11 protein-coding genes are annotated in these 13,557 nt (G+C 61.0%); 4 read left to right on the top strand and 7 right to left on the bottom strand.

Annotated features, from left to right (window positions below; translation table 11 throughout):
• The 5 genes from AB4N82_RS04310 to AB4N82_RS04330 all read right to left on the bottom strand — a co-directional run bounded on the left by AB4N82_RS04310 (position 1) and on the right by AB4N82_RS04330 (position 5,702).
• Complete coding sequence (locus AB4N82_RS04310; protein WP_032891885.1) at positions 1-483, bottom strand: CS1 type fimbrial major subunit; 483 nt, start codon at positions 481-483, stop codon at positions 1-3.
• A gap of 5 nt (positions 484-488) precedes the next feature.
• Positions 489-1,250 carry a pilus assembly protein gene (locus AB4N82_RS04315; RefSeq protein WP_032891860.1) on the bottom strand — a complete coding sequence of 254 codons (762 nt, stop codon included), beginning with the start codon at positions 1,248-1,250 and terminating at the stop codon, positions 489-491.
• A 62-nt stretch (positions 1,251-1,312) separates the two neighbouring features.
• A complete protein-coding gene (locus AB4N82_RS04320) occupies positions 1,313-2,557 on the bottom strand; it encodes a hypothetical protein (RefSeq protein WP_241089526.1) in 1,245 nt (414 codons plus the stop codon).
• A 5-nt stretch (positions 2,558-2,562) separates the two neighbouring features.
• Positions 2,563-5,082: a CS1-pili formation C-terminal domain-containing protein gene (locus AB4N82_RS04325; RefSeq protein ID WP_122764794.1), complete on the bottom strand. Its 2,520-nt coding sequence runs from the start codon at positions 5,080-5,082 to the stop codon at positions 2,563-2,565.
• Positions 5,083-5,201: 119 nt separating this feature from the next.
• Positions 5,202-5,702: a CS1 type fimbrial major subunit gene (locus tag AB4N82_RS04330; RefSeq protein WP_032891862.1), complete on the bottom strand. Its 501-nt coding sequence runs from the start codon at positions 5,700-5,702 to the stop codon at positions 5,202-5,204.
• A 495-nt stretch (positions 5,703-6,197) separates the two neighbouring features.
• Here AB4N82_RS04330 and AB4N82_RS04335 point away from each other — a divergent pair, with 495 nt between their 5' ends.
• Entirely contained in the window at positions 6,198-6,737 is a 540-nt protein-coding gene (locus tag AB4N82_RS04335) for a PadR family transcriptional regulator (RefSeq protein ID WP_032891863.1), read from the top strand.
• The gene (locus AB4N82_RS04340) at positions 6,734-7,501 is read left to right on the top strand and encodes a siderophore-interacting protein (protein WP_460104483.1); all 768 of its coding nucleotides are present in this window, start codon (positions 6,734-6,736) and stop codon (positions 7,499-7,501) included. Before AB4N82_RS04335 ends, AB4N82_RS04340 begins: the two co-directional genes overlap by 4 nt.
• Before the next feature lies 1 nt (position 7,502).
• Here AB4N82_RS04340 and AB4N82_RS04345 read toward each other — a convergent pair whose 3' ends face one another.
• Entirely contained in the window at positions 7,503-8,126 is a 624-nt protein-coding gene (locus AB4N82_RS04345; protein ID WP_032891866.1) for a Pr6Pr family membrane protein, read from the bottom strand.
• 4 nt (positions 8,127-8,130) lie between these two features.
• Entirely contained in the window at positions 8,131-8,364 is a 234-nt protein-coding gene (locus tag AB4N82_RS04350; RefSeq protein WP_016977534.1) for a VF530 family protein, read from the bottom strand.
• A 150-nt stretch (positions 8,365-8,514) separates the two neighbouring features.
• Here AB4N82_RS04350 and AB4N82_RS04355 point away from each other — a divergent pair, with 150 nt between their 5' ends.
• Both AB4N82_RS04355 and AB4N82_RS04360 read left to right on the top strand, forming a co-directional pair.
• On the top strand, positions 8,515-10,533 hold the full coding sequence (locus tag AB4N82_RS04355) for a TonB-dependent receptor (RefSeq protein ID WP_122764792.1): 2,019 nt from the start codon (positions 8,515-8,517) through the stop codon (positions 10,531-10,533).
• A gap of 445 nt (positions 10,534-10,978) precedes the next feature.
• Positions 10,979-13,390 (top strand): glucose/quinate/shikimate family membrane-bound PQQ-dependent dehydrogenase, encoded by a 2,412-nt coding sequence (locus AB4N82_RS04360; RefSeq protein WP_032891870.1) that lies wholly within the window; start codon positions 10,979-10,981, stop codon positions 13,388-13,390.
• The last annotated feature ends 167 nt before the right edge of the window (positions 13,391-13,557 follow it).

The raw sequence follows: 13,557 nt of genomic DNA on the forward strand, positions 1-13,557 counted from the left end.
TCACGGCGCCAGGAAATCGAACACCAGGTGCACCGTGCCGTAGTACTCGCCGCCGCGATAGCCGCCTTCGGGCTCTACGGCGGCGATGTCCAGCTCGGCCCGGCGTCCCACTCGAGCTTCAGCGGCGCCGACCACTTCCACCGGGTCGAGGGTCAGCGCTACCTGGTTGAACTGCACCTGCAGGTCGATACGGTTACGCCCGTTAAACAAATACGGCTCGGCCCCAAGGCGGGCCGCGACGCCGCCGTTGAGGTGCTTGACGTCGAAGTTCTTGCGCAGGCGGCTCAGTTGCGAGGTCACCAGGTTCCACGCCAGCAGTTGGTCCTGGCCCATCCAGTCAGGTTCGGACGGCAGCACATAGGCCTCGTTTACCGGGATGGTCACCGAGACATCGAACGAGTGACGTTCCTGGATCGCCGAGGTGGGTGCGCCCGCCAGCATGCAGGCCGCCAGTACACCGAATCTTGTCAGCTGCTTGAACATCATGATCACCCGTTAGTCTTCTCGACCTTCAGCGGTTTTTTATCCAGCCCTTCCACCAGCACGAAGCTGTAGCGCCGGCCCGGTTTTTTCTCGAACGTCAGTTGTCGCTCGGGCAGGATGTGGTGCTTGGTGGTCGGCACGCAGTCAGTGGGGTTGGTCACCGAACAGTCGTGGAACTCGTCGAGCACCACGGTGCTGTTGCCCGCGTTACGCAGTTGGTATTGGTCAGGTCTCTCGTTGATGCGGGTGTCGAACCGCGCATCCTTGGGCCGTACGAAAAACACCGTGCCGTAGCCGGCCATCACGTTGATTCCGGCCGCCAGGTGATCCTTGTAGTCGGCGCGCTCCTCGTCGCTGATACCGAAGTTGTCGTCCTTTTCCGGGACCACGGGGATAAAGCGCAGGCGGAAATAGCGTTCCTTGTCGCGCGGCCCCATGTACAACAGGCGCGTGCCCTGTCGGCCGTTTACCGGCACGATCAGTCGCGACGGGCTGGCCATCAGGCCGTCGCGACTGGTCGTGACGCCCTTGTCATCGATGATCGAGGGCACCGGGATTTCGCGGGTGGTGCCATCTGCGTTGTAGACAATTTCCAACACGTTGACCTTGATGAACGCGGTGCTGGTGCCGCCATTGAACACACGCTTGAGGTAGGAACTGCGATCACTTTCGAGGTAGTCGTACACCACCCCGACGTTGATCAGCGGCCCGGCCTGGACGGTGAGCGACATCAGGCACAACCCGATCCATAACACTGCTTGTTTCATCGTTTACTTCGCCTCGTTGATTGACTGCGACGGGCCTGGCCCGCCGTTGGAGTGGGGCCGATCTAAATTTCCGAGTCCCAGATCACGGTCGCCACGCCCGAATAGGTACTGCCCGGCTGGTTGAGCATGTCGGCCATGTCGTCGCGCAACACCTCGAAGTGCAAGGTGCCCGGGCGGTCGTTCACGTAGAACAGCGGCTGGAACAGTTCGGTGCCGTCACCGTCCAGGCGCAACGGGCGCTTGAGCACGGCCTGGTTACCGCGCCCATCGATGCCGCTGGGCAGCGTCACGGCGACCTGCAACGGCACCTCATCGCCATTGGCATTGCGCAGGCCGCAGGTGTTGCCCATGACGATCGAGCATTCCAGCTGCATCTTGAAACGCGAACTGGCGGCGATGCGGAAGGTCTGGTCGCGGTACAGCCGCGTGGGCGAGCGTCCACGGTTGAGCCAGGCTTGCCAGCCGCCGTCGGGGATCAGTTCGATGCGGTTGCCGCCGGGTGGGAGGTCGACTTTGAGGTCGTGCTCCACGCTCAGGGTGAAGTTGAACGTGATGGCGTTTTTATTCAGGACCAGGACGTCACCAAAATCGTAATCGCCACCCGGTCCCATGGTGTAGGTGATGCTGCCGTAGTATTGGCCACCGGACATGGTCAGGGGGTTGGGGGTCCTGAGTTCGTAGGCGTATTCCATCGTGGCCACGTTCATATAGCTCAGATCGTGGGAAGGCTTAAGACCGCAAGGGCCAGCCCCTTCAGGCGTCAGCCAAAAATAGGAGGCGTCCCTGACACCCGCGGCAAGGTGGCCGGTACGCCGACAGGGACTTGGTGGATTCAGCCACTGACTTTGCCAACTGAATCCGGGTTTGGCCCAGGTCGATACGCCTGGCGGTCTGGGTATACGCCAATTTGCACCGATGCCGGCGATACGCAACTGGACAATTTCAGTTTCCCCTGTTGCGGCATGGGTCACTGACAGGTCACGCCAGTCCGACGGCACCTTGACCATGAAACCTTGGCGCTCATCCTCGTGTTCGGCCAGGATCGGCTGATTGGATTGCGCCCTGAGCTCGTTGTCCCTGAGGCTGAAAATCCCCAAAGCCTTGCATTGGGTCGGAATATGCGCCGCGCAGATCGAACTGATCGGCGTGGTGTTTTCAAAGTCATTCTTCATCGGGTTGGCCGGGTCAGGCCGGAACCGCGCGGTGATGTTCTCGTCCGCCAGTGAGGCGCTGGCGCTGAACAACAGCGACGCGCCCATGGCCATGATCAAGGTGTTGAAGGGTTTCATCGTGAGTGTTCTCGTCATGGCACTCAACCTGCGGTCTGGGTGCTGGATATGTGTTCGGCGAGGGTGTCCGGCGTGCAGCGCAGGTCACCGATCATCAACACGTCCTGTTCATTGGCGGAGGTGGCCGGGTCCAGGCGGAACTGGCACAGCAATTGGTTGCGGTAGCGCACTTCGAGGGTTGGCGAGCTGGCGCTCATTTCCATGGAGAAGAACCCGTCGGCCTCGCTGACCCCACGGCTGGCGTGGTTGATCACGTGATGCCCCCTGAGCGGCTGGCCCTGGGCATCGAGCAGGCGCCCGAGTACCGACACGGTTTTCATGACGGTGATTTTCCGGTAGTCCACCCCGCCCTTGTTCAGGTGGTAGGTGGTCCGCGCCGGTTGGATATTGGCCGCCGGTGGATGGTTGCCGTCGAAGTCGAAGTTCACCGTGCTGCTCTTGTAGGCCGCCACCGGTACGAAGTTGCGCCCAGGACGCAGGATCGCGCCGCCGCCGCTGAAGTCGTCGGCACGCAGGGTGATCTCATCCAGATCGGTTTCGACGTCGACGATCATGCCCGCGCCATTGCTCTGGTACTGGCTGGTCATCAGCATCTGGTCGCCACCGGCAACGAAGGTGCTGTGCAGGTTCAGGCCGCCGCTGAGGTCGCCGTTGAACGAGCTGCGTTGGATGAAGCCGTCGCCGCTGACCACATCACTGTCGAAACTGGCCATGCCCGAGAACCCGACGCCGTAGGTGTCGGTGATGGCGGTGGCCGAGACGCTTTGCAGCAGGTGGTCGGTGAGGTCCTGGCGAACGGTGACCGACGCATTGTTATCGCGACCGCCGTCCCGCGCGGTGCGGGTGCCGATGCTGCCGGAAATCTGCCGGCCATCTCCGCCCAGGGCCAGGCTCACAGAGAGGTCCACGCCGCGGTTGCGCTTGTCGTTGGTGCCGGACGTGCCCGGTCGGTCGAACACCGAGAAACGCCAGTTGGCGTCGCTGCCCCACAAGGTGTCGCGGCGGCTCCAGCCCAGGTCGAGCCCTGCGCCTTCGGCATTGCCCTCGCTGTGGGACAGGCGCAGGTTCCAGGAATTGCGCGCGTCGACCCGGTGGTTCACCGAGAGTGCCGAGTTACTGGTCTGGCCAACAAAGGTGTTGCGCCGCAGGCGGGTGCCGTCGGGCAGGGTCTCGAAGGTGTCGCGGGTGTCGAGCCAACTGCGGTTATGGCTGAGCACCAGATTGGTGGCGCCAAACGTGTAGAGGCCCTGAACGTCCAGGCCGGTGCCGTGTTCGCGGGTCTGGTAGAGGTTGGTGTAGAGGCTGGTGTTGTTGGCCACCGTCCAGTCCACCGAACCGCCGTATTGCAGTTGCTCACGCACTTCCCGCGCCGACAGGCCGAGAATCACCCGGGGATGCACCAGGTAATTGACCGAGGCACCCGCGGTGATCGAGCCGGAAGACTGTTCATCCCAGTTGCTGAACAGCTTGGTTTCGCGTCCGGCAAACAGGTTGTAGCGCCAGCGGTCATCGACGTTGCGCCAGTTGCTGGGTTTGTACACCAGCTCTTGGGAGGTGCTGACGGTGAGACCGTCTTCCACCAGGCGCACTTCGACTTCGTAGATGCCGCCGGGCAACGGCCGCGTGTCCAGGGTCTGCAAACCGGCCGCGACCGCCTGGGTGTTGATCAGCAGACCGTTGCGGTAAATCTCCACGGCGGCCTGGCGATTGGCGGTGACGTAGATCGGGTAAACGCTGGCCTTGGCATTGTTGATCGCCAGGCTGTCGGAGCTGCCGTACATGACGCCTAACGCGGTATCCGGGCTGGCGCCAAAGCTGCGCAACTGCCGGGTCAGGCCGTCGGAATTGGGGGTGAAATGGCCCAGGCGCAAAAACTGGCCTTCCAGTTCTCGCTGGGTATACAGCTCATGGATTGCATGGCGCAGTTGTTCTTCGTCGCCACTCTGGCGCGCCAGCTGCAAGTTGAACACCTGGGTCCAATTGCCCAGGCTGGCACTGGCTTGCAGACCATAACGTCCGCCCAGGTTTTCTTCCTGGCCGCCGTTGAGGTTGAGCTGGTTGTTGATGATCAAGCCACGGCTACCGCCTTCGGGCTGCGCGTGAAAACGCGGTGCGTCGCTGGTGTGTTCGACGTTCTGGGTGATGATCGACAGCAGCGAGCTTTCCAGGTTGTAGTGCACTGACACCAGTTGCTGCGGGCACGCCTGGGTGCATGCGCCAAGGCCGACGCCGCTCTCCAGCACGGCTTGCCAGGTGTCGCGGGTGGTGGCGGGGACTTTGCTGTCGCCGGTATCGGTGAACTCCAGCAGCGTCACCCGTTCGTCCTGGGACAGCACAATCAAGGCTTCCCCCAGGGGTTGCTGATCCAGTTCGACCTGTACCGCCAGCGGTACGTCGAAAAAATGGTCGCCGAACCCGGCAGGCAAACCCTGAGCCTGGGTCAACAAACTGCCAGGCGTGACGGTGCCTGACGTGGGCGCGGCCAAGGCACTCGTACAAATCACTAGCGCAAGCGCAACCGCGATGGGCGTCATCGGGAACATGAAAGGAACTCTCTGAGGGCCAGGAGACTTGATAAAAAACAGGCCGACCAATGGGGGAAAATCGGCCGGCCCGAACGCAAATGCCCGCGGGCAAGAAAGCCCGGCGGGCACCTACACCATCAAGGTGCTGGCGTTGGCGGCACCGCATCGAACACCAGCGCCACAGCGGAGGTGTAGGCACCACGCTGGGTGGCCGTAGGCTTGGCTGCCACGATGCGCAGTTCAGCCCCCACGCCCGGGGTGGAGTCGGCTTCGTTCACCACTTCTTTTGGCGTGCCGGTCAGTTCAACGCCGTGCAGGGTGGTGGTCAGCGGGATGTTCTGCGCGACGTTGCCGTTGAACAGAACAGCCGGGCCGCCTTCGATGTAGGCGTGGACCGAACCACTGGTGTTCTTCAGGTCGTAGATAGCGCTCAACGGCGCCAGCTCACCGCTGACGATGTTGTAGGTCAGGGTTTCGTCGCGGCCGAAGTTCGGATCACGTGGCTGCGCGTGGAACACCGTGGTAGGGATATTCGCCTTGATGTTGACGGTGTGGTTGGCTTCGCCGGCAGCGAAGGCCGTCGAGGCGTTCAATGCCAGAAAGGCCAATGGAGCAGCAATTGCAAACTTCTTGAACATGATGAGTTCCTGTTTTGAGGACAAGTTAGTGCCCCATTGAAAGTTGAACAGTGAATTCAACACACAATGAGGTCCGCTGCAGCGAGACGTAAGTGAGTGCAACGCGAGAGGAATGATCCACTAACTTTAAAAACAGGTATGCAGGCTGCTTCCCATGCCTTCGTAGCCAATGTATGCGGGCAAATACAGAAAAATATGGCACTTTGCCAAAACTTTAATTTTCTCCGTAAGACATGGACTACATGAGTTATTCAACAACGTTCGTTGTGAATATTCCGTAGGAAAAACACCACACATAAAAAAACAGAAATTATAAAAGCCTCTTTGAAAGTACGAGTTCCAACTCTAATCTTAGTTGGATCGCCGCACCACTAATAAGTCAATCCAAATGCTTGCAATGTGCGATAGGCCACACTGACCGTTGGTCGTCTGTGGCTATGCATCCATTAAGATATATCTTACGTTATGTCTTATCCACACAAGGAGAGCATGACAATGAGAGACCATCATTCCCACCGTGAACCCGGTGACGGCTTCGAGAAACGTCCCGGCCGCGAACGTGCCGGCCGCGGCCCACGGGTATTCGCCCCGGGTGATTTGAAGTTGCTGCTGCCGGCATTGATTGCCGAACAGCCCTGCCACGGCTACGACCTGATCCGCAAGATCGAAGCCCTGTTCGACGGCGCCTACAGCCCGAGCCCCGGGGTGATCTACCCCACATTGACCTTCCTCGAAGAGAGCGAATTGATCAGCGGTGACGCCGACGCTGGAAAAAAACGCTACACAATCACCGACGCCGGTCGTCTCTTCTTAAGCGAACAAGCGGTGGCCCTCGACGGCATTCGCCAGCGCATGGAGGTGAGCAAGCGCTCGCTGCGCGGCCAGGATCGCCCGCCGGAAATCCACGAGGCGGTGCACAACCTGCGTCACGCCTTGCATTCGCACCACGGGCATTGGAGCCCGGAAGAAATCGTTCGTGTCGCGGCGCTGCTCAACGGCACCGCCCAAGCCATTGCCGACGGGAAAGCCCAATGAATACACAAGCCATCCACCGCGTGACCCACGAAATCAAACGCCGCCGCCTCGACGTACTGCGCGTGGTCGACATCACCCCGCGCATGCGCCGCATCATCCTGGGTGGGCCGGAACTGGCGGGCTTTGTCAGCCTGGGAAGCGACGATCACATCAAGCTGCTGTTCCCGCAGAATGCCGCCGAGCAAGCGGCGCTGGAAAGCCCGACGTTCAGCATCAAGGGAGATGGCCCGCAGCCGGCCATGCGCGACTACACGCCACGGCGTTTTGACCTGGACATTGGCGAATTGGACATCGACTTCGTGCTGCACGGAGACGGCCCCGCCTCCACCTGGGCCGAGCAGGCCAAGGTGGGTCAGCACCTGTACATCGGCGGGCCACGGGGCTCGATGATCGTGCCGGATATGTTCGACAGCTACCTGCTGATCGGCGACGAAACCGCGCTGCCGGCCATCGGTCGTCGCCTGGAAGAACTGCCGGCCGGGCGAAAGGTGCTGGCGGTGATCGAGATCGCGAATACCGCAGAGAAACAGGTCCTGCACAGTCAGGCCGATGTCGAGGTGATCTGGGTCATTCGCGGCCAGGATGATCTGCTGGAAACCGTGCAGAACCTGACGCTGCCGAGCGGCTCGCTGTACAGCTTCGTCGCGACCGAAACCAAAGTGTCGCGCCAGGTACGCCGGGTGCTGCTGGATACGCACAAGGTCGATGAAACGTTCCTCAAGGCCGTCGGCTACTGGCGCGCCGAGGGCAGTGAAGAAGCGTGAATCAAGGTCGGGGCTTGATAACTTTATCCAGCCCCACCACCGCCAACGCGATCAGCACAAACCCCGCCAAAATCCCTCCGGCATTCACGAACACTTGTGGATAACCAAGGGTGGCCACGTCGATGAACGGGTACTGATACTGCCCGAGCAAATCCCCGCGCAGCAGCGCATAAGCGAAGTACACCAGCGGGTAAATCATCCACGCGCCGATGTGCTTGAGGCGAAGGCTGCCCTTGGGCACGCACCGCCACCAGTAAATCAAAAACAGCACCGGCATCACGTCATGCAGCAGTTCATCGGCGATCAACTGAAAGCCTTCGGGCTGCCATAAATGCCGCAGCAACAGGCTGTAGGCCAAGCCCACTACCAAGATGCTCACCGTGATACCGCTGCTGATCGCCGGCCTGAGAAAAAACCGCTTCGCCGCCGAGTCCCGTTGGACCAAGGCATAGCTCAACACCACCACCGCCAGGGTGTTGGTGAGCACAGTGAAGAAACTGAAAAAGTTGATCAGCCCGCCCAGCAAGCTTGCGCCGCTGGACCAGCGCGAATAGAAAATCAGGTATTGCTGAATCGCCAACCCCACCCAACCGGCCAGTGCTGTCGCCGCTATAAACCGCTTCATGGATTCAATCCAGCGGACGTTTGGTGCGCATCAGCTTTACGTACAACCCTTCTACTTTTTCCCGCGCCCACGGAGTCTTGCGCAGGAACGTCAGGCTCGACTTGATACTCGGGTCGCTCTTGAAACACCGCACATCAATGCGCTCGGCCAGGCCTTCCCATTCGTAGTGCTCCACCAAGGTGGTGAGGACGTGCTGCAGGGTTACACCGTGAAGGGGGTCGTTGCTTGTCGCGGTCATGCCAGGCCTATGAAAAAAGTAATCACGAAGGCGCACACCTTATCACCCCCTCCGCTCAGGGATAAAAAGTTCCCGTGGCCCGCGAAAAAGAGATGTTATATTGTAACTATAACTTTCAAATCTTTTCGTCGTTTTGCCAAGGAATGTCCGATGTCCCTCTCTTCTCTGTGGCGCTTGACCCCGCTTGCCGCCGCCCTGCTGATCAGCTCCGAAGCCCACGCCCTGGAGTTGCAACCCCAAGTCATCACCGGCAACCCGCTGGGCAGCGAGCAACTCGCTTCACCGACCACCGTGCTGGAAGGCGATGACCTGACCCTGCAACAAAAAGGCAGCCTTGGCGAAACACTGAACAAGCAGCCGGGTGTGTCGTCTTCGTACTTTGGTCCAGGCGCCAGCCGGCCAATCATCCGTGGCCAGGACGGCGATCGTATTCGTATCTTGCGCAACGGCGTGGGCGCGCTGGACGCGTCGTCGCTGTCTTATGACCATGCGGTGCCGCTGGACCCGGTCAACGTCGAACGCATCGAGATCGTGCGCGGCCCCGCTGCATTGCTGTACGGCGGCAGCGCCATCGGTGGCGTGGTCAACACCTTCGACAACCGCATCCCCACCGAAGCCATTGAAGGCATCCACGGCGCCGGTGAACTGCGTTATGGCGGCGCCGACACTACACGCAGCAGCGCGGGCAAACTCGAAGCCGGCAACGGCACGTTCGCCCTGCACCTGGACGCCAACGCACGGGAGTTCAACGACCTGAAAATCCCCGGCCAGGCCCGCAGCCGCCGTGCACCGGAAAGCGAAGACGGCCCCGGCAAAAACGGTCGCCTGGGCAACAGCGACGGACGTCAGGACGGTGGCGCGGTGGGCGGTTCCTACACGTGGGACGACGGTTACGCCGGGCTGTCCTACAGCAGCTACGACGCCAACTACGGCTCGCCGGCCGAACAGGACGTGCGCATCCGCATGAAGCAGGATCACTACGCCTTTGCGTCCGAGATCCGCAACCTGCAAGGCCCATTTACCTCGGTGAAACTCGACGCGGGCTACACCGACTACGAGCACCGCGAAATCGAAGGCGGCGAAACCGGTACGATCTTCAAGAACAAAGGCTATGAAGCCCGCGTCGAAGCGCGTCACCAGCCCATCGGCCCGTTCGATGGCGTGGTCGGCGCCCAAGTGACCCGCAACGAGTTCTCGGCCCTGGGCGAAGAAGCCTTCGTACCGCAGACCGACACCAACGCCGGCGCGCTGTTTATCCTCGAAGAAATGCAGGCCACCGAGCGCCTCGCACTCAGCCTTGGCGGACGCCTGGAACACACCAGCGTCGAGCCGGATGCCAAGGGCAACGCGCGCTTTGCAGGCGCCGACAAAACCAACGATTTCACCGCCGGCAGCGTGTCCTCGGGTGCGGTGTATACGCTGACGCCGATCTGGTCCCTGGCGGCGACTCTGGGCTACACAGAACGTGCGCCGACCTTCTACGAGCTGTACGCCAATGGCGCCCACGTCGCCACCGGCACCTACGAACTGGGCGATGCCAACCTGAAGAAAGAAAAAGCCGTGTCCAGCGACCTGGCCCTGCGCTTTGACAATGGCACGCATAAGGGCAGCTTCGGTGTGTTCTACAGCCGCTTCTCCAACTACATCGGCTTGCTGGGCACGGGTCGTACGCTGAACGACGAAGGTGAAGAAGACGCGAATGGCATTCCTGAGTACGAATATTCCGGCGTGCGTGCACGTTTCGCCGGCTTTGAAGCTCAAGATCACATCAAGCTCGGCGAAGGCGCCTACGGCAAATTCGCCTTGGAGCTGTCGGGCGACTATACCCGCGCCACCAACCTCGACACCGGCGACGCCTTGCCGCGCATTGCGCCGCTGCGTTTGAACAGCGGATTACTGTGGGAACTCGACCGCTGGCAGGCACGCATCGACGTGGAACACGCGGCAGGCCAAGGCCGTGTGCCGGATAACGAAAGCGGCACCGACGGTTACACCACATTGGGCGCGAGCGCGGGTTATCACTTCAATGTCGGTGGCAGCCAGTGGTTGGCGTTTGTGAACGGTGACAACCTGACCAACCAGACTGTGCGTTATGCCAGCTCGATCCTGCGGGACATCGCACCGGCACCCGGTCGCAGTGTTCAGTTCGGCATCCGCACCACCTTCTGACGCACACCGCTAACCCCTTGTGAGAGGGGGCTTGCTCCCGATGGCAATCGGTCAGATAACCCAACGGTGTCTGATCCACCGCCATCGGGAGCAAGCCTTCTCCCACACTTATTGTGCAGCGACGTTCTGTCACTGTTACCAAATCGGAAATGATGCATCTTGCGATTTGCGCTTTCTCTCGACGCGTCCGCGCTTTATCCTTGTCGGCAATAACCTGAAACGTTTCACTCCCCGGTCGACCCCATCTTGCTGAATATTCCCACACACCAAGACAGCGCTGTCTTACACCGACCTGCGCCTGGGTATAAATCGCGCGCCTGTGGATAACCCTCGCAATCCTCAGAAAAACCGAATTAACGCTGAACCAAGCCTGTGCCGAATCGTCATCTACAGTGAGTGAAGCACGGGGTTACACAATTATTCCAACGTCACGGAGAAACACACTATGAGCACTGATGGTGCTTCAAGCCCAAGCCGCCTGCTGCCCAGGTTGCTAGGCGTCTTGCTGCTGATCATGGGCCTGGCCCTGCTGGCCGGCGGTATTAAGCTGACGATGCTCGGCGGGTCGCTGTATTACCTGCTGGCCGGTATCGGCATCGCCCTCACCGGCGTCCTGCTGCTGGCTACCCGCCGCGCAGCGCTTGGCCTGTACGCGCTGGTGCTGTTCGCCAGTACCGTGTGGGCATTGTGGGAAGTCGGCCTGGACTGGTGGCAGTTGGTGCCACGTCTGGCACTGCTGTTCGCCCTCGGCATCGTCATGCTGCTCCCGTGGTTTCGCCGTCCGTTGCTGCGTGGCCAACCTGCCCCGCTGGGCACTGGCGCGCTGAGCGTGGCCGTGGTGTTGGCCGGTGCTGCCGCCCTTGCCAGCCAATTCACCAACCCCGGTGAGATCAAAGGCCAACTGGACCGCGACGCGGTGCCGGGCATGGCCAATGCTGCGCCGTCCCAGGCTGATGGCGATTGGAATTCCTACGGTCGTTCGGCCTTTGGTGATCGTTACTCGCCACTGGCGCAGATCACCCCGGAAAACGCCCACAAGCTGGTTCCGGCGTGGACGTACCGCACCGGCGACATCCCTGGCCCGAACGATCCAGGCGAGACCACCGCGGAAAACACCCCGCTGAAAGTCAACGGCATGCTCTACGTGTGCACGCCGCACAGCCAAGTGATTGCCCTGGACCCGGACACCGGCAAGGAAATCTGGCGCTTCGATCCGAAGATCAGCAGCCAAGGCGCTGAGAACTTCAAAGGTTGGGCGCACATGACCTGCCGTGGCGTGTCGTATCACGATGACGCCGTCTACGCTTCCGAGCAGAGCCCAACCGGCAGCGCCAGCCCGGCCGCTGCGCCGAATGCCTGCCCGAAACGCATCTTCGTGCCGACCGCCGACACCCGCCTGATCGCCCTGAACGCCGACACCGGCAAGATGTGCGAAGACTTCGGCGACAAAGGCCAGGTCGACCTGCGTGCCAACATCGGCAGCTTCGCCCCAGGTGGTTACTACTCCACTTCGCCACCGGCCGTGACCAAGAACCTGGTCGTGATCGGCGGTCACGTCACCGACAACGTTTCGGTCGACGAGCCAAGCGGCGTAATCCGCGCGTTCGACGTGCACACCGGCAAGCTGGTGTGGAACTGGGACAGCGGCAACCCGGACGACACCACCCCGTTGGCCGAGGGTAAGACTTACACCCGTAACTCGCCGAACATGTGGTCCATGTTCGCCGTGGATGAAAAACTCGGCATGCTTTACCTGCCGATGGGCAACCAGATGCCCGACCAATACGGCGGCGACCGTACCGACGATTCCGAAAAATACGCCGCTGGCCTGACCGCCCTGGACATCGACAGCGGCCATGTGAAGTGGACCTTTCAGTTCACTCACCATGACCTGTGGGACATGGACGTAGGCGGCCAGCCGTCGCTGATCGACATCAAGACCGAAGCCGGCGTGAAGCAGGCCGTCATGGCGTCGACCAAGCAAGGCAGCATCTACGTGCTGGATCGCGCAACCGGTCAGCCGGTCGTGCCGATCCATGAAGTGGCTGTTCCGCAGGGCGCAGTGGCGGGCGACCGTACCTCCCCTACCCAACCGAAGTCCGAACTGAACTTCATGCCGCCGCCGCTCAAAGAGCGCGACATGTGGGGCGTGACGCCGTTCGACCAACTGCTGTGCCGCATCGATTTCAAATCCATGCGCTACGACGGCCCGTTCACCCCGCCATCGCTGCAAGGCTCGATCGTTTACCCAGGTAACTTCGGTGTGTTCGACTGGGGTGGCATTTCCGTCGACCCAGTGCGCCAGATCGCCTTCGTGAACCCAAGCTACATGGCGTTCAAGTCCAAGCTGATCCCAGCTGCCGACATCGCCAAGCAAGGTCCACGCGTCAGCGAAACCGAAGGCGTGCAGCCGAACAAAGGCGCGCCGTACGGCGTGATCCTGGAAGCGATGCTGTCGCCAATGGGCCTGCCGTGCCAGGCACCGGCGTGGGGTTATGTGGCAGCGGTCGACCTGACCACCCACAAAACCATCTGGATGCACAAGAACGGCACCGTGCGCGACAGCTCGCCGGTTCCGATCCCACTGAGCATGGGCGTACCTAGCCTGGGCGGCACCTTCACCACCGCCGGTGGCGTGTCCTTCCTCAGCGGTACCCTCGACCAGTACCTGCGTGCATATGACGTGAAAAACGGCAAGCAACTGTGGGAAGGCCGCCTGCCAGCTGGCGCGCAAACCACACCGATGACCTATACCGGCAAGGACGGCAAGCAGTACGTGCTGGTCGTGGCGGGTGGTCATGGTTCCCTGGGTACCAAACAGGGTGACTACGTAATGGCGTTCAAACTGCCGGATTAAGCGTTACCGGCGGCAAAACAAAGGCGGCTACCCTCACAGGTAGCCGCCTTTTTCATAAACAACACAGATCAAAATGTGGGAGGGGGCTTGCCCCCGATGGCAGTGGATCAGCCAATGCTCATGTCACTAGCGCACTGCTATCGGGAGCAATCCCCCTCCCACGCTTG

The sequence above is a fragment of the Pseudomonas sp. H1_D04 genome, assembly GCF_054683855.1.

Excerpts from the sequence above, each read along its gene's own strand:
- AB4N82_RS04310 (WP_032891885.1), bottom strand. The coding sequence starts at position 483 with ATGTTCAAGCAGCTGACAAGATTCGGTGTACTGGCGGCCTGCATGCTG.
- AB4N82_RS04315 (WP_032891860.1), bottom strand. The coding sequence starts at position 1,250 with ATGAAACAAGCAGTGTTATGGATCGGGTTGTGCCTGATGTCGCTCACC.
- AB4N82_RS04320 (WP_241089526.1), bottom strand. The coding sequence starts at position 2,557 with ATGACGAGAACACTCACGATGAAACCCTTCAACACCTTGATCATGGCC.
- AB4N82_RS04325 (WP_122764794.1), bottom strand. The coding sequence starts at position 5,082 with ATGTTCCCGATGACGCCCATCGCGGTTGCGCTTGCGCTAGTGATTTGT.
- AB4N82_RS04330 (WP_032891862.1), bottom strand. The coding sequence starts at position 5,702 with ATGTTCAAGAAGTTTGCAATTGCTGCTCCATTGGCCTTTCTGGCATTG.
- AB4N82_RS04335 (WP_032891863.1), top strand. The coding sequence starts at position 6,198 with ATGAGAGACCATCATTCCCACCGTGAACCCGGTGACGGCTTCGAGAAA.
- AB4N82_RS04340 (WP_460104483.1), top strand. The coding sequence starts at position 6,734 with ATGAATACACAAGCCATCCACCGCGTGACCCACGAAATCAAACGCCGC.
- AB4N82_RS04345 (WP_032891866.1), bottom strand. The coding sequence starts at position 8,126 with ATGAAGCGGTTTATAGCGGCGACAGCACTGGCCGGTTGGGTGGGGTTG.
- AB4N82_RS04350 (WP_016977534.1), bottom strand. The coding sequence starts at position 8,364 with ATGACCGCGACAAGCAACGACCCCCTTCACGGTGTAACCCTGCAGCAC.
- AB4N82_RS04355 (WP_122764792.1), top strand. The coding sequence starts at position 8,515 with ATGTCCCTCTCTTCTCTGTGGCGCTTGACCCCGCTTGCCGCCGCCCTG.
- AB4N82_RS04360 (WP_032891870.1), top strand. The coding sequence starts at position 10,979 with ATGAGCACTGATGGTGCTTCAAGCCCAAGCCGCCTGCTGCCCAGGTTG.